21 protein-coding genes are annotated in these 18,800 nt (G+C 69.4%); 4 read left to right on the top strand and 17 right to left on the bottom strand.

Going from position 1 to position 18,800, the window contains the following annotated elements:
• Positions 1 to 84: 84 nt before the first annotated feature.
• Complete coding sequence (locus BN973_RS13785) at positions 85 to 753, bottom strand: TIGR02234 family membrane protein (protein WP_036468826.1); 669 nt, start codon at positions 751 to 753, stop codon at positions 85 to 87.
• Entirely contained in the window at positions 746 to 2,284 is a 1,539-nt protein-coding gene (locus BN973_RS13780) for an anthranilate synthase component I (RefSeq protein WP_036472394.1), read from the bottom strand. Before BN973_RS13780 ends, BN973_RS13785 begins: the two co-directional genes overlap by 8 nt.
• Positions 2,285 to 2,407: 123 nt before the next feature.
• On the opposite strand from BN973_RS13780, the gene BN973_RS13775 reads away from it, so the two are divergent.
• The gene (locus tag BN973_RS13775) at positions 2,408 to 2,872 is read left to right on the top strand and encodes a peroxiredoxin (protein WP_036468824.1); all 465 of its coding nucleotides are present in this window, start codon (positions 2,408 to 2,410) and stop codon (positions 2,870 to 2,872) included.
• A 19-nt stretch (positions 2,873 to 2,891) separates the two neighbouring features.
• Here BN973_RS13775 and BN973_RS13770 read toward each other — a convergent pair whose 3' ends face one another.
• The 9 genes from BN973_RS13770 to hisD form a co-directional block, all read right to left on the bottom strand.
• Positions 2,892 to 3,983, bottom strand: a complete 1,092-nt coding sequence (locus tag BN973_RS13770; RefSeq protein ID WP_036472393.1) for a calcium:cation antiporter — start codon at positions 3,981 to 3,983, stop codon at positions 2,892 to 2,894.
• Positions 3,984 to 4,041: 58 nt separating this feature from the next.
• Positions 4,042 to 4,389, bottom strand: a complete 348-nt coding sequence (hisI, locus tag BN973_RS13765; protein ID WP_036468823.1) for a phosphoribosyl-AMP cyclohydrolase — start codon at positions 4,387 to 4,389, stop codon at positions 4,042 to 4,044.
• Positions 4,386 to 5,171 (bottom strand): imidazole glycerol phosphate synthase subunit HisF, encoded by a 786-nt coding sequence (hisF, locus tag BN973_RS13760; protein WP_036468822.1) that lies wholly within the window; start codon positions 5,169 to 5,171, stop codon positions 4,386 to 4,388. The genes hisI and hisF overlap by 4 nt, the downstream gene beginning before the upstream one ends.
• Before the next feature lies 1 nt (position 5,172).
• Positions 5,173 to 5,973, bottom strand: coding sequence for an inositol monophosphatase family protein (locus BN973_RS13755; protein ID WP_036468821.1), 801 nt, complete (start codon positions 5,971 to 5,973; stop codon positions 5,173 to 5,175).
• A gap of 4 nt (positions 5,974 to 5,977) precedes the next feature.
• Entirely contained in the window at positions 5,978 to 6,709 is a 732-nt protein-coding gene (gene priA, locus BN973_RS13750; RefSeq protein ID WP_036468819.1) for a bifunctional 1-(5-phosphoribosyl)-5-((5-phosphoribosylamino)methylideneamino)imidazole-4-carboxamide isomerase/phosphoribosylanthranilate isomerase PriA, read from the bottom strand.
• An 82-nt stretch (positions 6,710 to 6,791) separates the two neighbouring features.
• Complete coding sequence (gene hisH, locus BN973_RS13745; RefSeq protein ID WP_036468817.1) at positions 6,792 to 7,412, bottom strand: imidazole glycerol phosphate synthase subunit HisH; 621 nt, start codon at positions 7,410 to 7,412, stop codon at positions 6,792 to 6,794.
• Entirely contained in the window at positions 7,409 to 8,023 is a 615-nt protein-coding gene (gene hisB, locus BN973_RS13740; protein ID WP_036468815.1) for an imidazoleglycerol-phosphate dehydratase HisB, read from the bottom strand. The genes hisH and hisB overlap by 4 nt, the downstream gene beginning before the upstream one ends.
• Positions 8,020 to 9,219 (bottom strand): histidinol-phosphate transaminase, encoded by a 1,200-nt coding sequence (locus BN973_RS13735; RefSeq protein WP_036468813.1) that lies wholly within the window; start codon positions 9,217 to 9,219, stop codon positions 8,020 to 8,022. Before BN973_RS13735 ends, hisB begins: the two co-directional genes overlap by 4 nt.
• A complete protein-coding gene (gene hisD / locus BN973_RS13730) occupies positions 9,216 to 10,544 on the bottom strand; it encodes a histidinol dehydrogenase (RefSeq protein ID WP_139830159.1) in 1,329 nt (442 codons plus the stop codon). The genes BN973_RS13735 and hisD overlap by 4 nt, the downstream gene beginning before the upstream one ends.
• Positions 10,545 to 10,620: 76 nt before the next feature.
• Between hisD and BN973_RS13725 the strand changes: the two genes are divergently transcribed.
• Positions 10,621 to 11,031 (top strand): nitroreductase family deazaflavin-dependent oxidoreductase, encoded by a 411-nt coding sequence (locus tag BN973_RS13725; RefSeq protein WP_036468809.1) that lies wholly within the window; start codon positions 10,621 to 10,623, stop codon positions 11,029 to 11,031.
• Between the two features lie 140 nt (positions 11,032 to 11,171).
• Here BN973_RS13725 and BN973_RS13720 read toward each other — a convergent pair whose 3' ends face one another.
• The 4 genes from BN973_RS13720 to nadA are packed head-to-tail and all read right to left on the bottom strand — an operon-like array spanning position 11,172 to position 15,679.
• Positions 11,172 to 12,200: an alcohol dehydrogenase catalytic domain-containing protein gene (locus BN973_RS13720; protein ID WP_036468807.1), complete on the bottom strand. Its 1,029-nt coding sequence runs from the start codon at positions 12,198 to 12,200 to the stop codon at positions 11,172 to 11,174.
• 10 nt (positions 12,201 to 12,210) lie between these two features.
• Entirely contained in the window at positions 12,211 to 13,065 is an 855-nt protein-coding gene (gene nadC, locus BN973_RS13715; protein ID WP_036468805.1) for a carboxylating nicotinate-nucleotide diphosphorylase, read from the bottom strand.
• Entirely contained in the window at positions 13,065 to 14,630 is a 1,566-nt protein-coding gene (locus BN973_RS13710) for an L-aspartate oxidase (RefSeq protein WP_139830156.1), read from the bottom strand. The genes nadC and BN973_RS13710 overlap by 1 nt, the downstream gene beginning before the upstream one ends.
• Entirely contained in the window at positions 14,630 to 15,679 is a 1,050-nt protein-coding gene (gene nadA, locus BN973_RS13705; RefSeq protein ID WP_036468803.1) for a quinolinate synthase NadA, read from the bottom strand. The genes BN973_RS13710 and nadA overlap by 1 nt, the downstream gene beginning before the upstream one ends.
• A gap of 46 nt (positions 15,680 to 15,725) precedes the next feature.
• On the opposite strand from nadA, the gene BN973_RS13700 reads away from it, so the two are divergent.
• Together BN973_RS13700 and BN973_RS13695 are read left to right on the top strand one after the other, a co-directional pair.
• Complete coding sequence (locus BN973_RS13700) at positions 15,726 to 16,448, top strand: NUDIX hydrolase (protein ID WP_036468802.1); 723 nt, start codon at positions 15,726 to 15,728, stop codon at positions 16,446 to 16,448.
• Positions 16,449 to 16,561: 113 nt separating this feature from the next.
• Positions 16,562 to 17,902 carry a lipase family protein gene (locus tag BN973_RS13695; protein WP_036472391.1) on the top strand — a complete coding sequence of 447 codons (1,341 nt, stop codon included), beginning with the start codon at positions 16,562 to 16,564 and terminating at the stop codon, positions 17,900 to 17,902.
• 8 nt (positions 17,903 to 17,910) lie between these two features.
• Here the strand turns inward: BN973_RS13695 and BN973_RS13690 are convergent, their stop codons facing one another.
• Both BN973_RS13690 and bsaP read right to left on the bottom strand, forming a co-directional pair.
• The gene (locus tag BN973_RS13690) at positions 17,911 to 18,561 is read right to left on the bottom strand and encodes a DUF2567 domain-containing protein (RefSeq protein WP_407067561.1); all 651 of its coding nucleotides are present in this window, start codon (positions 18,559 to 18,561) and stop codon (positions 17,911 to 17,913) included.
• A complete protein-coding gene (bsaP, locus tag BN973_RS13685) occupies positions 18,558 to 18,785 on the bottom strand; it encodes a biotin synthase auxiliary protein BsaP (RefSeq protein ID WP_036468801.1) in 228 nt (75 codons plus the stop codon). The genes BN973_RS13690 and bsaP overlap by 4 nt, the downstream gene beginning before the upstream one ends.
• Positions 18,786 to 18,800: the final 15 nt, after the last annotated feature.

The following is an 18,800-nucleotide window of genomic DNA, read 5'->3' as shown; positions in this document are numbered from 1 at the left end:
ACACGTCGCTCACGGTCACCTAACCGGTTTCGAGCCGATTTCGACGACGTCAATGAAGGGTAGCGACCGTCGGCTCGCGACCCGTCACCGACCCTCGGTGTCAGACCCGCGGGGCCGATCGGTCGGGTCGTGCCCCTCATCGAGTGCGTCCCAGATCATCCGCTCCGACATCTCTGGGGCCCCCGGCTCCTCCAGCATCGCCCCGTCGGCGCCCTCGCGTCTCGCGATTGAGCGCCGGGTCGCCGGCGCGGCGTACTTTTTTGCCCCGTCGCGCGCCGACATCGCCGACCGCATCAACAGCACAGCCGCGACCAACGTGCACACCGCGGCGCCCACCGCGAACCCCGCTCCGGCGTAGCGGCGCTCGCTGCCCACCAGCGTCACCAGCGAAATGTGGGCGAGTTCGGTTCCTCGCACCGCTACGTCCCGCAACACCCACAGGCTGACGCCCAGATAGCCGATCGCCAGGCTGATCACCGCCAGCAGCCCCGCCACCGCACGCAGCGCCCAGCCCCGCACCGCCAGCGCCGCAACGGCCGTGGCCAGCATCAGCAGCGCCAACGGCAACAGGGCCGTCGACCACGCCGCACCGGCCAGGATCACCTCCTTGGGCGGCCCCAGCCCGTCGAACGACCGGATCACGACCCACGGCAGCCGCGAGGCCGTCCACAGCAGGCCCGCGGCGATGACGAGCAGCAACTGGGCGATGCCGATCGTCAGCCGGGCCCGCCGGTCCGGCCGAACATCAGCCATTGCGGGCGGCGTCCGGGGCGCTGAGCGTCTGCGCCGCGGCGATGGCATTGAGCACCGCGCGCGCCTTGTTGCTGGCCTCGGTGTACTCGTAGGGGCCGTTGGAGTCGGCGACGACGCCACCGCCGGCCTGGACGTACGCGGTGCCGTCGCGCATCAGCGCGGTACGGATCGCGATCGCGAAATCGGCGTTACCGGCGAAGTCGAGGTATCCGAGCACACCGCCGTAGACGCCGCGGCGCGTCTTCTCCACCTCTTCGATCAGCTCCATGGCCCGCACCTTGGGCGCTCCGGACAGCGTGCCGGCCGGAAAGCAGGCCGTGACCGCGTCCAGCGCGGTACGGCCCGCGCCGAGCGTGCCCGTCACCGTGGAGACCAGGTGCATCACGTGGCTGTAGCGCTCGATGTGGCTGTAATCCTCGACCCGGACCGTGCCGGGCGTGCAGACCCGGCCGAGGTCGTTGCGGCCGAGGTCGACCAGCATCAGGTGCTCGGCGCGTTCCTTGTCGTCTTCCAGCAGCTCCTTTTCCAGCAGCTGGTCTTCTTCCTCGTTGGCTCCCCGCCACCGGGTGCCGGCGATCGGATGCGTCGTCGCGCGGCCGTCGACGACGGTGACGAGCGCTTCCGGGCTGGACCCGACGATCGAAAAGTCCGTCACCCCAGCACTATTCGGCACGTGAAGCAGATACATGTACGGGCTCGGGTTGGTCACCCGCAGGATCCGGTACACGTCGATCGGGTCGACGTCGGTGTCCATCTCGAAGCGCTGCGACGGCACCACCTGGAAGGCTTCGCCGGCCGCGATCTGGTCGACGAGGTAGTCGACGATCTTCCCGTATTCCTCGACGGTGCGCTGCGCCCGGTACTCCGGCTCGGGCCTGCTGAAGGTGGCCACCGTCGACGGCAGCGCCTGACCCAGCGCCTCGGTCATCACGTCCAGGCGCGCGACGGCGTCGTCGTAGGCCTCGTCGACCCGCTCGTCGGTGCCGTTCCAGTTCACGGCGTTGGCGATCAGCGTGATCGTGCCCTCGTGGTGGTCGACCGCCGCCACATCCGTGGCCAGCAGCATCAGCATGTCCGGCAGCGCCAGATCGTCGACGGCCATTTCCGGCAGGCGTTCCAGGCGCCGCACCATGTCGTAGGCGAAGAACCCGACCAGGCCGCCCGACAGGGGCGGCAGCCCCGGCACCGCGGCGGTGGCCAGCAGCTCGAGGGTGGCCTGCAGCGCCTCCAGCGGGTCGCCGCCGGTGGGGGCGTCCTGCGGAACCGCACCCAGCCACACCGCTTCGCCGTCGCGCACGGTCAACGCCGAGGGCGATCCCGCGCCGATGAACGACCATCGCGACCACGAGCGGCCGTTCTCAGCGGACTCCAGCAGGAAAGTGCCGGGTCGATTGGCGGCCAGCTTGCGGTATGCCGACAGCGGCGTCTCGCTGTCGGCCAACACCTTGCGGGTCACCGGAACAAAGCGGTGTCCGGCCGCGAGCAGGCGAAACTCCTCCCGTGAGGTCGTGTCGGCGAGGTGAGGATGCACCAAACCATCCTCGCAGATCCCCCCGGTCAGTCCGCGAGCGTAACGCCACGACGGCTTTCGGCCCCGAATTTCACCGTGGCGTTACGTCCGTCGGGCTCGGGCGCAGGGCGTAGCCTGACGCCCATGAAAACTGGTGACACAGTGGCCGACTTCGAACTTCCCGATCAGACCGGAACGCCGCGCAAGCTCAGCGCCCTGCTTGCCGACGGCCCCGTGGTGCTGTTCTTCTACCCCGCGGCGATGACTCCTGGGTGCACCAAGGAAGCCTGCCATTTCCGGGACCTGGCCTCCGAATTCGCGGCGGTCGGCGCCAACCGCATCGGCATCAGCACCGATGCCGTGCAGAAGCAGGCGAAATTCGCCGACAAGGAGAACTTCGACTACCCGCTGCTGTCGGACAGCGAGGGCACCGTCGCCACCCAGTTCGGCGTCAAGCGCGGCCTGCTCGGCAAGTTGATGCCGGTCAAGCGCACGACGTTCGTGATCGACACCGATCGCAAGGTGCTCAACGTGATTTCCAGCGAGTTCAGCATGGACGCCCACGCCGACCAGGCACTGCAGACGCTGCGAGCCCGTTCGTCGGCGTAATCGATTGCGCTGCTTGTGATTACGGGATGATCGCGAGAAACACGAACGCGGCCAGCAACACCAGATGGACCTCGCCCTGCAGCCGGGTCGCCCGGCCGGGTATCACGGTGAGCATGCTGATCACCACGGTCAGCGCGAACAGCACCAACTGAGTCGGGCCCAGCCCGAGAATCAGCGGTCCCTCGATCCAGATCGACGCCAGCGCGATACCGGGAATGGTGAGCCCGATGCTGGCCATCGCCGAGCCGTAGGCGAGGTTGAGGCTGGTCTGGATGCGGCCCTGACGCGCCGCTCGCACCGCCGCCAGCGTCTCCGGCAGCAACACCAGTGCCGCGATCACGACGCCGACGAACGAGTGCGGGAAGCCCGCCGCCGACACCAGTTTCTCGACGGCCGGCGACTCCTGTTCGGCCAGGCCCACCACCGCGAGCAGCGCCACCACCAGCAGCCCCAGGCTGCGCAGCGCCGCGGCGTTGCTTGGCGGTTCGGCGTGGCTTTCCTCGTCGAATGGGCTCTGCTGGCCCCGCTGCGCGACCGGCAGAAAGAAGTCGCGGTGCCGCACCGTCTGGGTGAAGACGAACAGCAGGTACAGCAGCAACGAGGCAACGGCGGCGAATTCGAGCTGCCCGGGCGAGAATTCCTGACGACCCCCGGTGATGGTGAAGCTGGGCAGCGCCAGGCTCAGGGTCGCCAGCGTGGTGAGTGTCGCCAACGCCGCACCGCTGCCGTGCGGGTTGAACAACGTCACGCCGTACCGGTGCGAACCCAGCAGCAGCGACAACCCGGCAATACCGTTGGTGGTGATCATCAGGGCCGCGAACGCGGTGTCGCGGGCCAGCGTGGCGGCCTCGTTGCCGCCGGAGGCCATCAACTCGATGATCAGCGCGAGCTCGATGACGGTCACCGCCGCGGCGAGCACCAGCGACCCGAACGGCTCGCCTACCCGGTGCGCGACCACCTCGGCATGGTGTACTGCGGCCAGCACGCCGCCGATCAGAAGTACCGCCTCCAGCACCGCGAGCGAGGGTCCCGGCGGCGTGCCCCAGGTCAGTGCCAGCGTGACGACGGCGACCAGCGGCACCACGACGTTCCACGAGATCCGTTCGCGCATCGTCCGCCCATTCTCACCGAAATCGTCGGCCGGCGCCCGCTGGGCCGGGCGCCGCACGTTAATCCTCGGGTGCCAGCAGCGTATCGGCGTCGAAGCAGCTGTGGTCTCCGGTGTGGCACGCGGCGCCGACCTGGTCGACACTCAACAGCACGGCGTCGCCGTCGCAGTCCAGGCGCACCGAGTGCACGTGCTGGGTGTGACCCGACGTCGCACCCTTGATCCACTGCTCGCCGCGAGATCGCGAAAAGTAGGTCGCCTCACGGGTTTCCAGGGTGCGGGCCAACGCCTCGTCGTCCATCCAGGCCACCATCAGCACGTCGCCGCTGCCCCGCTCCTGTACGACCGCGGTGAACAATCCGTCGGCATTGCGCTTGAGGCGCGCGGCGATATCCGGGTCCAGCGTCATCGCACCGTGATCCCGTCCGCGGCCATCGCCGCCTTGACCTGTCCGATCGTCAGCTCGCGAAAGTGAAAGACGCTGGCCGCCAACACCGCATCGGCCCCCGCCTCGACCGCCGGTGCGAAATGGTCAACCGCGCCGGCCCCGCCGCTGGCGATGACCGGAACCGTGACCGCGGCGCGCACCGCGCGCAGCATCGCCAGATCGAAACCCGCCTTGGTGCCGTCGGCGTCCATCGAGTTGAGCAGAATCTCCCCCACCCCGAGATCGGCGCCGCGGGCCGCCCACTCGACGGCGTCGATGCCGGTGCCGCGCCGGCCGCCGTGCGTGGTGACCTCCCAGCCCGACGGCGTCGGCGCCGAACCGGGCGGCACCGTGCGGGCGTCGACGGACAGCACGATGCATTGCGAGCCGAATTGCCTTGACATCTCCGCCAATAGGTCGGGGCGGGCGATCGCGGCGGTGTTCACCGAAACCTTGTCCGCCCCGGCCCGCAGCAAGACGTCCACGTCGGCCACGGTGCGCACGCCGCCGCCGACCGTCAGCGGAATGAACACCTGCTCGGCGGTGTGGCGCACCACGTCCAGCATCGTCGCGCGGCCCGACGACGACGCGGTCACGTCGAGAAAGGTCAGCTCGTCGGCACCTTCGGCGTCGTAGGCGGCGGCGAGTTCGACGGGGTCACCAGCGTCGCGCAGGTTCTCGAAGTTGACCCCCTTGACGACCCGCCCGTCGTCGACGTCCAGGCACGGAATCACCCGCACGGCAAGGTCGGTACCCGTATGCATCTCAGTAATCCTCCGGTCGGCCGGCGCTGCGCAGAATCTCGAGGATCTCTTCGTACGCGCCGGGGGCCGCGGCCAGCACCGACCGTGACGCGGGGGTCCATGGTCGACCGGCGAGATCAGAGACGGTGCCCCCGGCGGCCCGGACCTGTGCGATCCCCGCCGCGTGATCCCACACCTGGCCGCCGAAATAGACTGCGCCGGCCAGGATTCCGTCGGCGACATAGACCAGGTCGATACCGGTAGAGCCGTGCATGCGCAGCCGCGAGGACACCCGGCTCAGTCTCTCCAGCACCGCAAGCCGGTACCGTCCGGGGAATCGGCCCCGGGAATCGGCGTTGAATGTGCCGACGCCGATCAGCCCCTCGGCCAGCGGCGTATGAGTCAACGAGGGCTGTGCCACACCGTTTTTCACCAGCGGCCCCTCGGCGACGGCCGTGTACCGGTCGTCGGTGAACGGAATCCAGGTCAGGCCGGCCACCGGCTCGCCATCGTGCAGCAGGCCCAGCAGTATCGCGGCCATCGGTGATCCGGCGGCGTAGTTGAAGGTGCCGTCGATCGGGTCCAGCACCCACACCCACGGCGAATCGACCGGTGTGCCACCGAACTCCTCGCCGTGCACCCCAATTCCGGTGGCGGCCTGCAGCGCGGCGACGACCTGCCGCTCGATCGCGAGATCGACCTGGGTGGCGAAATCGTTGCCCTTCTTGCGAACCGCCGAGTCGGCGCGATGGCCGGCCACGAACGGCTCCACCGCGGCGTCGAGAATTGTCGACGCCTCGGCGAGCAGCGCGTGCAGGTCCATCGGTCTACTGCCGTACCGCTTCTAGTGCCTGCGGCAAGGTGAACCGCCCGGCGTAGAGCGCCTTGCCCACGATGGCGCCCTCGACGCCGCGATCGGTGAGGGTGGCGATGGCGCGTAAGTCGTCCAGGCTGGACACGCCGCCCGACGCGATGACGGGGGCGTCGGTGCGCTCGGCGACGCGGGCCAGCAGGTCCAGATTTGGACCACCCAGCGTGCCGTCCTTGGTGACGTCGGTGACGACGAAGCGCGAACATCCTTCGCCGTCAAGGCGTTCCAGCACCTCCCACAGCTCGCCGCCGTCGGTTTCCCAGCCGCGCCCGCGCAGCCGGTGCTCGCCGTCAACGATCTGCACGTCCAGCCCGACGGCGACCTTGTCGCCGTGCTCGCCGATGGCCCGCGCGCACCACTGCGGATTCTCCAGCGCCGCGGTGCCCAGGTTGACCCGGGCGCAACCGGTGGCCAGCGCCGCGGCCAGCGAATCGTCGTCACGGATGCCGCCGGACAGTTCCACCTTGACGTCGAGCTTGCCCACCACCTCGGCGAGCAGTTCGCGGTTGGAACCGCGGCCGAACGCGGCGTCGAGGTCCACCAGATGGATCCACTCGGCGCCGTCGCGCTGCCAGTTCAGCGCCGCGTCCAGCGCCGAGCCGTACTCGGTTTCGCTGCCGGCCTTGCCCTGGACCAGGCGCACGGCGCGACCCTCGACGACGTCGACGGCGGGTAACAGAATCAGCACGCTTTCTCCTTTGCGCCGAGAGTGCAACCAGCTACGCCGCTGCTCGGCGTTTGCGTCGCTAGTTGCACTCTCGCGAAGTCCTTCACAGTCCCGCAACCCAATTGCTCAATACGGCCGCACCGGCATCCCCACTCTTCTCCGGGTGGAATTGAGTGGCGGCCAGCGGCCCGTCCTCGACCGCCGCCAGAAACGGCACCTGATGGGTGGCCCACGTCAGCACGGCCTCCGGTGCACCCTCCCACCGCTGCGCGGCGTAGGAATGCACGAAGTAGAACCGGGCCGAGGCGTCCAGCCCCTGGAAAAGTCCACTGCCCGAACCGGATCGCACGACATTCCAGCCCATGTGCGGGATCACCGGGGCGTCCAGCCGGGTCACGGCCCCCGGCCACTGCTCGCAGCCCGTAGTCTCGACGCCGAACTCCACGCCGCGCGCGAACAGGATCTGCATGCCGACGCAGACCCCCAGCACCGGGCGTCCGGCGGCGACCCGGTCGGCGATGATGCGCTCCCCCGCGATCTTGCGCAGCCCGGTCATGCACGCTTCGAAGGCGCCGACGCCGGGCACCACCAGCCCGTCGGCGGCCGCGGCCGCGGCCGCGTCGGCCGTGACTTCCACCGTCGCACCGACCCGCTGCAGCGCACGCTGAGCGGACCGAAGATTGCCCGAGCCATAATCCAGGACGACGACGGATTTGCCTGTCACAAAACACCTTTGGTGGACGGCACACCCGACACGCGAGGATCGGGCTCGACGGCCTGGCGCAACGCGCGTGCCACGGCCTTGTACTGCGCCTCGGTGATGTGGTGCGGGTCGCGTCCATACAGCACCCGCACGTGCAGGGCGATGCGGGCGTTGGCGGCCAGCGATTCGAACACGTGCCGATTGATCACCGTGTGGTAGGGCACCGAGTTCCCGGCGATCGTGGTGTGTTGCAGGTGATCCGGCTCGCCGCTATGCACGCAGTACGGCCGGCCGGACACGTCGACGGCGGCATGGGCCAGCGTTTCGTCCATCGGAATGAATGCGTCGCCGAACCGGCGGATGCCCTTCTTGTCGCCGAGCGCCTGCCCCAGTGCCTGCCCGAGCGCGATCGCGGTGTCCTCGATGGTGTGATGCCCCTCGATTTCGACGTCACCCTTGGTCCGCACGGTCAGGTCGAAGCTGGCGTGGCTGCCCAGCGCGGTCAGCATGTGGTCGTAGAACGGCACGCCGGTGTCGACATGGACCTGACCGGTGCCGTCGAGGTCGAGCTCGATGACGATGTCGGATTCCTTGGTGCGGCGCTCAATTCGCGCGCGACGGCTGGTGGTCACGGGGCTCCTAACACATGGTCGCGACCCGCTTCGCGCGGCCTCGCCGCGCTTGCGATCGCTGCTACGGGGCTGGAATCGGCCGGGGCCAACTGGGTGGCGGCGATCTGGGCGCTCGCTTTCAGGAACGCGTCGTTCTCGTCGGCCAGCCCGATGGTGGTGCGCAGGTAGCCGGGAATGCCCACGTCGCGGATCAAGACGCCGTCGTCCAAATAGCGCTGCCACGCCGCGGGTGCGTCGGCGAATTCGCCGAACAGCACGAAGTTGGCGTCGCTGGGGATCACCCGAAAGCCCAAGCGGCTCAAGGCCGTCACGACCCGTTCGCGTTCGGCGATCAGAGTGGCCACGCTGCCCAGCGTGTCGTCGGCGTGGCGCAACGCGGCCCGGGCGGCGGCCTGGGTGAGCGACGACAGGTGATAGGGCAACCGCACCAGCAGCATCGCGTCGATCAGCGCCGGCGTGGCGACCAGATACCCGAGCCGCCCGCCGGCGAACGCGAACGCCTTGCTCATGGTGCGACTGACCACCAGCCGGGTCGGGTACTCCTCGATCAGCTCTACCGCGCTGGGCTGCGACGAGAACTCGCCGTACGCCTCGTCCACGACGAGGATGCCCGGGGTCACGTCGAGCAGCCGGCGCAGATCCGGCAGCGGAATGCTTTGTCCGGACGGGTTATTCGGACTGGTTACGAACACCACGTCGGGCTTGCGCTCGCTGACCGCGGCGACGGCCACGTCGACGTCGAGGCTGAAGTCGTCGGCACGCGGGGCCGTCAGCCATTCGGTGCGAGTGCCGTCGCAGATCAGCGGGTGCATCGAGTAGGACGGGACAAACCCGATCGCGCTGCGCCCCGGCCCGCCGAACGCCTGCAGCAGCTGCTGCAGTATCTCGTTGGAACCGTTTGCGGCCCACAGGTTTTCGACACCGAGCAGGGTGCCGGTCTGCGCGGTGAGGTAGCTGGCCAGGTCGGTGCGCAGCGCCACCGCGTCGCGGTCGGGATAGCGGTGCAGGTCCGCGGCGGCCTCTTGCACGGACCGCACGACGTCGTCGACCAGCGCCCGACTGGGCGGGTGCGGGTTCTCGTTGGTGTTCAGCCGCACCGGGACCGCCAATTGCGGTGCGCCGTAAGGAGATTTCCCGCGCAGGTCGTCACGCAGCGGCAAGTCGTCGAGGGTGACCTGCCGTTCGGATGCGGTCATCGTTCGAACCTCCGCCGTACCGCCTCGCCATGCGCGGGCAGGTCCTCGGCTTTCGCCAGCGTGACCACGTGTCCGAAGACGTCTTTGAGGGCCGCCTCGGTGTAGTCCACGACGTGGATGCCGCGCAGGAAGGTCTGTACCGACAGGCCGCTGGAGTGCCGGGCGCTGCCCGCGGTCGGCAAGACGTGGTTGGACCCGGCGCAGTAGTCGCCGAGGCTGACCGGCGAATACGGGCCGACGAAAACGGCTCCGGCCGAACGTATTCGGCTGGCGACCTGCGGCGCGTCGGCGGTCTGGATCTCGAGGTGTTCGGCGGCGTAGGCGTTGACGACCTTGACACCGGCGTCCAGGTCGTCGACCAGGATGATCGCCGATTGCGGGCCGCTCAGCGCGGTCGTCACGCGTTCGCGGTGGACCGTGGTCTGCAGCTGGGCCGCGACTTCGGTGGCGGTGGCCGCGGCCAGGTCCTCGCTCGCGGTCACCAGCACGCTGGCGGCCATCTCGTCATGTTCGGCCTGGCTGATCAGGTCCGCGGCCACATGGGTCGGGTCGGCGGTGTGGTCGGCGAGGATGGCGATCTCGGTCGGCCCGGCTTCGGCGTCGATGCCCACCAGTGAGCGGCACAGCCGCTTGGCGGCCGTGACGTAGACGTTGCCGGGCCCGGTGATCAGGTCGACCGGCGCCAGTTGCGCGCCGTCGGTGTCGACGCCGCCGTAGGCCAGCAATGCCACTGCCTGCGCACCGCCGACGGCCCATACCTCGTCGACTCCGAGCAACTGGGCCGCGGCCAGGATCGTCGGGTGCGGCAGGCCTTCAAGTGGGCCCTGGGAGCGGGCCTGCGGCGGGCTGGTCACCACCAGCGACTCGACCCCAGCGGCCTGGGCCGGCACCACGTTCATCACCACGCTGGACGGATACACCGCGTTGCCGCCGGGCACGTAGAGGCCGACGCGCTCGACGGGAACCCACCGCTCGGTGACCGTCGCGCCGGGCCCGAGCACGGTGGTGGTGTCGGTGCGGCACTGATCGGCGTGGACGGCGCGAGTGCGCTCGATCATCACCTGCAGCGCGTAGCGGACGTCGGCATCCAATCCGTCCAGCGCGGCCCGCAACGCGGCCTCCGGTACCCGGACGGCCGCGGGGCGTACACCGTCGAGCGAGGCGCCGTAGTCGAGCGCCGCCTCGGCCCCGCGGTCGGCAACGGCCTCCACGATCGGGCGCACCTTTGACAACACCGTCTCCACATCGGCGCGGCCGCGCGGCAGGGCCGCCCGCAGCCGGGCAGTCGTCAGCTCCGCCCCCCGCAGGTCGATGCGGGCCAGCACAGATGGGGGTGTGACAGTCACAGGGTCCATTGTCCCAGAGGAACTCAAATCAATATCCGACCGGTACAGTGCCGCTATGTCCACCAAGGATCACCCGAACAACGCGCCCGGCATCCCGATGGTGTATCCGACGTGGTTTGAGAACTTCCAGGTCAAGTACGTCAACCCGGTGCTGAAGCCGATCGCGCGTTTCCTGCCCGGGACCGGCACGATCGAGCACCGCGGCCGTACGTCGGGCAAGCCGTACAAAACCATCGTGACGGCCTACCGCAACGGCAATGTGCTGGCGATCGCGCTGGGCCACGGCAAGACCGACTGGGTGAAGAACGTGCTGGCCGCGGGCCAGGCTGACCTGCACTTTGCCCGCAAGGTCGTGCACATCACCAATCCCCGGATCCTGCCCGCCGGTTCCGACGGCACCGGCCTGCCGTGGCTGGTGCGTCTGCAGTTGCGCCGCATGGCGGTGTTGGTCACTGACATCGCCTGAGGTCGAGGCTCGCGAGCGGCGTGCGGCGTTGAGTGTGCGCTCTCGGTTTTCCGTGTGCGCCGACGGCGGCTTGCCCCCGCGTGTCGCGGCCCCACACGCACACCCAAAGCCCTGGCCGCACACGCAACGTGAAAAGAGCGCTAGGCGCGGGTGAAGACCGTCTTTCCGGTCATCGTCGGCCACACCGAGGGCGCCTCGGCCCAGGGCACCACCCGGTCGACGGCCGGTCCCAGGTCACATCCGCCGGCCAGCAGTTCCAGCACCGCGGGAATCGCCGACCGCGCATTGACCCGCCCGGTGACGAACCTCACCCCGCGGGTGTACATCGGCAGCAGCGGCATCTCGACGACCGGCTGGTAGTAGATCCCGGTGTCGGTGCACACACCGTCCGGCCAGGTCGCCCGCAGCGTGGCGGCCAGCAGCGACGGATCGGCGGAGGTATGCACGGTGACCGGATACGGCTCCCACGACTTGTCCGGCTTGACCCGATCGTGGACCACCGCGCCGAGCTTTTCGGCGGCCGCCAACCGACGCACATCGTGGTCGACGTAGTCGACGCGGGCTCCCAGCGCGGCCGCGAACGCCGCCGCATAGAGACCGATCGACAGCTTCCCGATCACCAGCACGCGACGGTCGGACGCATCGAGTGCGGCCAGCTCGGCCGCATACGGCCCGACCGCGCGCCAGCCGTCGGGAATGTTGTCCGACAGCGAGGCAATCGCGTTGGGCTGCACGCCATCCGGGACGGGTATCAGCATCGCGTCGGCATACGGCACCAGCACCTCGTCCGACATGAATCCGCCACCGTTCAGGCCGGCGAGCGGGCCGAGGCCGTACATCGCCATCAACGGCACCGAGGCACACGAGCCGGTCGCGCCGCGGCGGCAAGCCGAGCAGTTGCCGCAGCTGATCTGGAACGGCACCACCACCCAGTCGCCCGGGCGAACACCACTTACCGCGTCGCCCACGGCCACCACCTCGGCCAGCCCCTCATGCCCGACGGCATAGCCGGGCGGCAGCGGCGCCTGGCCGTTGGCGACCGCGACGTCGAGGTCGCAGCACGCCACCACCAGCGGCCTGACCACGGCTTGTTCCGGTGCGCTGATTTCCGGTTCCGGCACATCGCGCCAGGCGTATCGCCCGGCGTCTTCGAAGGTCAGCTGCCGCATCTCGGCAGACCTACATGTCCAGCCCGATATCGAGCACCTGCACCGAGTGCGTCAGCGCACCGACCGCCAGGTAGTCCACTCCGGTGCCGGCATACGCCGCCGCGGTGTCCAGGCTGAGCCCGCCCGACGACTCCAGCAGCACGGCCGGCGCGCGCGCGTCCCGACGCTGCACGGCGATCTGGGTCTGCCACACCGGGAAATTGTCCAACAGGACCAACTCCGGCTTCTCAGGCAGTACCTCGTCGAGCTGCTCGAGCGAGTCGACTTCGACCTCGCACGGCAGATCGGGGGCGGCCTCGCGGACCGCCCGTAGCGCCTCGACGACCGATCCCGCGGCCGCCACGTGGTTGTCCTTGATCAGCGCGGCATCGCCCAGCCCGAGGCGGTGGTTGACCCCGCCGCCGATCCGCACCGCGTACTTCTGCAGGGCGCGCAGGCCGGGCAGCGTCTTGCGGGTGTCGCGGACCTGAGCCTTGGTGCCGCTCACAGCGTCCACCCAGGCGGCCGTCGCGGTGGCGATCCCCGACAGGTGACAGATCAGGTTCAGCATCGTGCGCTCGGCGGTCAACAGCCCGCGGTTCTCCGCCCGCACGGTCAGGACCGGCCGGCCGGGCTGGACGCGGGCACCGTCGGAGACGCGGTCGAGCACCTGATAGCCGTCGGCGCCGAGCACCTCGTCGAGCACCAGCAGCCCGACGTCCAGGCCCGCGATCACGCCCGCCTCCCGGGGCACCATCGCCGCCGTCGCCGCGCCGGTGGGCACCGTGGCGAGCGTGGTGACGTCGGGCCCGTACCGCAGATCCTCTTCCAGACCACGCCGAACGGTCTCGACGGCGGCGGCGAGTTCGGCGTCGGACAGTGTCATCAGGACACCGCCGCCAGGTCTTCGGCGAACACCGTGTCGGCCGACCGGACCAAGATGCTGCGGGCCTTGTCCGGCGCGGACTCCGGGTGCTCCGCCCGGTGGTGGCAGCCCCGGCTTTCGCTGCGAGCCAGGGCCGCGGCGGCCACCGCGCGGGCGGTCAGCGTCAGCGCGACATCCTCGAAATCGCGGCGGCCCTCGACCGCGCGGACCCGCGCCCGCGACAGCGTCTCGGACAACCGCTGCAATCCCGCCGCGTCGCGGACCACCGACGCGTCCCGGGTCATCGCGGTCTGCAGTTCGCGGCGCTTGGACGCGGTGTGCGCGATCGGCTCGGGCGGGGTCGCGAGCACCCGGCCCGCCGAAAGCGCATGCCTGGCCGCGGCCTTCCCGGCGCGACCACCCACCACCAATCCTTCGAGCAAGCTGTTGGACGCCAACCGATTTGCGCCGTGCATCCCGGTGCGGGCCACCTCGCCCGCGGCGAACAACCCGGGCAGCTCCGTTTGACCGTGTACGTCGGTGACCACGCCGCCGCAGCTGTAGTGCGCGCCCGGAACGACGGGGATCGGTTGGGTGACGGGGTCGACGCCGGCGGCCCGGCATGCGGCAGTGACATTGGGGAAGCGGGCCTCGAAGCCGTCGATGCCGCGCGCGTCGAGGAATACGCATTCGTCGCCAGTCGCCCGCAGCCGCGCGTCGATGGCCCCGGCCACGACATCGCGCGGCGCCAGGTCGCCCATCGGGTGAACGCCGGCGGTAACCGAATTGCCTTGCCGGTCAACCAATACCGCGCCCTCGCCGCGGATGGCCTCGGTGATCAACGGTCGGCGACCGCCGGCCCGGCCGCCGAACAACATGGTGGGGTGAAACTGAATGAACTCGAGATCGCTGACGGGGACACCGGCCCACAACGCCAAAGCGATTCCGTCGCCGGTGGATCCTTCCGGGTTGGTGGTAGCGCTGTAGAGATGCCCAAGGCCACCGGAAGCAAGGATCACCGAAGGCGCGCTGACGATCCCGACGCCGTCCGAGTTGCCCACGGCCACCCCGGTCACCGCCGTGCCGTCGTGCAGCACGCGCAACGCGACGTGGCTGCTGCGGATGTCCAGCGTCCGGGCGGCGTGGTCGAGTGCGCGCTGGACCTCGGCGCCGGTGGCGTCACCGCCGGCGTGCACGATGCGCCGCCGCGAGTGCCCGCCCTCGCGGGTCAGTGCCCACCGGCCCGGCAGCGATTCGTCGAATCGGGCGCCGTCGGAGACCAATTCGCTGACCGCACGGTAGCCGTCGGCGACGATCGAGTACACCGCTCGGGGATCGCACATGCCCGCGCCGGCGGCCAGGGTGTCGGCGACGTGGGCCTCGACGGAGTCGTCGTTGTCCGGTAGCACGACCGCGATCCCACCCTGGGCGTAGTGCGTCGCGGTAACCCCGTGGGCTTCTTCGGCCTTGCTGAGAACCACGACGTCACGACCGGCGCGGTGGGCCGCCAGCGCGGCGGCCAATCCCCCGACACCCGTGCCGATAACGACGACATCGGCGCTACCGGTCCAAGCCGGACGGGCCATCATTCGCCGCCGCCCGGCTGGCCGATCTCGATCATGCGCTGCACGCTGCGCCGGCCCGCGGCGGCGGTTTCCGGGTCGACATACACCTCGTCGGCGCCCTCGACCAGGCAGCGCAGTAGCGCCGCGGGGGTGATCATCTTCATGTACTTGCAGGACGCGCGCTCATTGACCGCGCGGAAGTCGACTTCCGGTGCGGCTCTGCGCAATTGGTGCAGCATGCCGACCTCGGTGGCGACCAGGACCTGGCGGGCGCGCGTCTGGTGCGCCGCGTCGAGCATGCCGCCGGTGGACAGGATCTTCACCCGCTCGGCCGGGAAGGCCCCCTCACCGGCGAGGTACAACGCCGAAGTGGCGCAACCGCATTCGGGGTGCACATACAGCTCGGCGTCGGGATTGGCGCGGGCCTGCTCGGTGAGCTCTTCGCCGTTGATCCCGGCGTGGACGTGACATTCGCCGGCCCACACGTGGACGTTCTTGCGGCCCGTCACCCGCTGCACGTGGGCGCCGAGGAACTGGTCGGGGCAGAACAGCACCTCGCGATCGGGGTCGATGGACTCGACGACGTCGACCGCGTTGGACGAGGTACAGCAGATGTCGGTGAGCGCCTTCACGGCCGCCGTGGTGTTGACGTAAGAGACGACGACGGCGCCCGGGTGCTCGTCTTTCCAGGCGCGCAACTCGTCGGGCGTGATCGAATCGGCCAGCGAGCAGCCGGCCCGCTGATCCGGAATCAGGACGGTCTTCTCCGGGCTGAGGATCTTGGCCGTCTCGGCCATGAAGTGCACGCCGCAGAACACGATGGTGTCCTCGGGCGCTTCGGCGGCGACTCGCGACAACGCGAGCGAGTCGCCGACATGGTCGGCGACGTCCTGAATCGCGGGCAGCTGGTAGTTGTGTGCGAGCACGGTGGCGCCGCGCAGCTTCGCCAGGCGGCGAATCTCGTTGGCCCACTGCTCATCACCGTCGATACCGCCGTAACCGGTGGCCGAATTGGTGATGCTGGCAACCATGTCTTCGGCGAGCGTGTCCATGCGATTCACGACCGTCACGGCGGCTCCTTTCGACCTAGCAGGTTTTCGACTTATAATCGAAAACATGCCCAATGGTAGCACCGCCCACGAAGTGCTCGCGGTCGTGTTCCAGGTTCGCCACGCTACCGAGCAGGTTAAGGGCGCCTCCCGAAAGGGAAAACCGCAGCTTAACGTGCTGTTATGGGAGCGTGCCCGCGATCCGGAAAGGGGCGCGTGGTCACTGCCGGGTGGGCGGCTGCGCAACGACGAGGACATGACCACCTCGGTGCGCCGTCAGCTGGCCGAGAAGGTGGATTTGCGCGAGCTGGCCCACCTGGAGCAGCTCGCCGTGTTCTCCGATCCGGGCCGCGTGCCGGGCGCACGGGTGATCGCGTCGACGTTCTTGGGGCTGGTGCCCTCCCCCGCCACTCCGGAGCTGCCGCCGGACACCCGCTGGCACCCGGTGAGCACGCTGCCGCCGATGGCGTTCGACCACGGCCCGATGGTGACGCACGCGCACGCCCGGCTGGTCGCCAAGATGTCCTACACCAACATCGGATTTGCCTTGGCGCCAAAGGAATTCGCACTGTCCACGCTGCGCGACATCTACGGTGCGACGCTCGGCTACCAAGTCGACGCGACGAATCTGCAGCGGGTGCTGGCCCGTCGCGGCGTGATCACGCAGACCGGCACCATCGCTCAGTCGGGCCGCAGCGGCGGGCGACCGGCGGCGCTGTACCACTTCACCGATTCGCAACTGCGGGTCACCGACGAGTTCGCCGCACTTCGGCCGCCCGGCCAGCCTTGATCTGGGTCACCCCCGCCCGGTGGGCGAGAAATCGCTCACCGCCTGGCCATTACATTTTGGTTACCGCCCGTTCATGCGCGAAAATGCCCGATGGCCTAGAAGGGATCGGCGAATTGGTTGAACTCGGCAATTTGGCAGGCAGCGACGGTGCGGAATGGATCGGTCGGCCGCCACACGAGGAATTACGGCCCAAGGCGCGCCCGCTGCTGCCCGCAGACGATCCGTTCTACCAGCCACCTTCGGGCTTCCAACACGCGGCGCCCGGCACCGTGCTGCGCTCCCGTGACGTCGAACTGGCGTTCCTCGGCCTGATTCCGCAATCGGTTTCGGCCGTCCAGCTGCTGTACCGGACGACCGACATGAACGGCGCCCCCGAGGCTTGCGTCACGACGGTCCTCATTCCGTCCGAACGCGTCGTCGGACAGAACACCCCGCTGCTGTCCTATCAGTGCGCGATCGACGCCATGTCCGCGCGCTGCTTTCCGTCCTACGCGCTGCGCAGACGTTCGAAGGCCCTGGGTTCCATCGCCCAATTGGAGCTCTTCTTAGTCGCCGCGGCCCTCGCCGAGGGCTGGGTGGTGTCGGTGCCCGACCACGAAGGCCTGTTGGGCATGTGGGGTGCACCGTACGAGCCCGGCTACCGCACTCTCGACGGCGTCCGTGCCGCCATGAACTCCGACCGGATCCCGACGTCGACGTCGGCGCCGATCGGGCTGTGGGGCTACTCCGGCGGCGGGCTGGCCAGCGCCTGGGCCGCCGAAATGTGCGCCGATTACGCGCCCGAGCTCGACATCGTTGGGGCGGTGCTGGGATCGCCGGTCGGCGACCTGGGCCACACCTTCCGCCGGCTCAACGGCGGCGTCTTCGCCGGTTTGCCCGCGCTGGTGGTGGCCGCGCTCGCGCATGTGTACCCCGACCTGGACCGGGTGATCAAGGAGCACACCAACGACGAGGGCCGCGCCCTGCTGGACAGGTTGGAAAAGATGACGACGGTCGGCGCGATCGTGCGGATGGCCGGCAAGAACATGGGCGACTATCTCGACGAGCCGCTCGAGGACATCCTGTCCACACCGGAGGTGTCGCATGTCTTCGACAGCATCAAGCTGGGCGTCGCGACACCGGCGCCGCCGGTGCTGATCGTGCAGGCCGTCTACGACTACCTGATCGACGTCCACGACATCGACGCGTTGGCGGACGCCTATTCGGCCGGCGGCGCCAGCGTCACCTACCACCGTGACGCGTTCAACGAACACGCGCTGTTGCACCCGCTGTCGGCGCCGATGACGCTGCGCTGGCTCACCGACCGCTTCGCCGGCCGACCGATCAATGACCACCTGGTCAGGACCGTTTGGCCGACGGCGTTCAACCCGATGACCTACGCCGGCATGGTGCGGTTGGGTGTGATCGCGGCCAAGGTCCTCACCGGGCGAAAGATCCGCCGCCGTCCACTCTGAGGCACCCGCTAGGAGACGGAGGCCTCCGGCTCCATCGGCAACGCGTGCGACGGCTGATCGGCAAGCGCTGAGCTGCCCAGGTCGTCGTGGGCGCTGCCGGCCGCCAGCAGGGCGTAAACCAGCGCGGCTATGGCGGCGGGCCACAACAGCGTCGTGGCCATCTGCAGCGGCCCGGGCCCGAAGAACACCGGCGGCGCCTGGATGACGTAGGACACCGCGGGGCTGCCCACCACCGGCACCTTGTCGACGTCCAGCGCGCCGTAGCGCAGCAGGACCAGCACCGCTCCCACCGCCGAAGCCACCCCGGCGGCGCCGACCGTGCCGACCGTCAGCCCGATGACCATGCCCGGGCCCCGCAGCCGGCGCCACTGCCACGCCAGCACCGGCGCCACCACCGCCAGCACCGTCAACAGCCCCAGCATCAGGCACGGCACGTCGAAGAAGTGCTCGGACTCCGTACCCAGGTAGTCATGCACCCGCTCCCCGGCGCGAGTCACCGCCACCACCAAATGAATCGGCGGGGCCATCCACGCCCACAGGCCACCGACCAACACCCCGGTCGCCGAGAGTGCAAGCGCCGCAAGGACAATCGCGCGAAGCCGCGACGGGGCCGCGCGACCGGCGGGCTCGGGGGCCACGGGCACCGCGGGAGCGGTCACCGCTGCGTCTCCAGGTCCGCCGAGTCCACCTCGCCGTGCCGCGAACAGCGTGCCCGCCAGCCGTCGGGGCGAACCTGGACGATCATCCGGCGCCCGCATTCGGCACAGAAGCGCGGCGGCTCGAGGCCCAGCTGGGCCGCGGTGGGCACGGTCGTGCCCCCCAATTCCCCGGTGTAGACGTTGTAGACGCCGGCGCTGACCGGAGCGCCCAGATCTGCCACCACAAGACCCAACCTAAC

The sequence above is a fragment of the Mycobacterium triplex genome, from assembly GCF_000689255.1.
Classification (GTDB): domain Bacteria; phylum Actinomycetota; class Actinomycetes; order Mycobacteriales; family Mycobacteriaceae; genus Mycobacterium; species Mycobacterium triplex.
The sequence above is the reverse complement of the archived record's forward strand: the minus strand, read 5'-3'. Positions and strand labels throughout refer to the sequence as shown.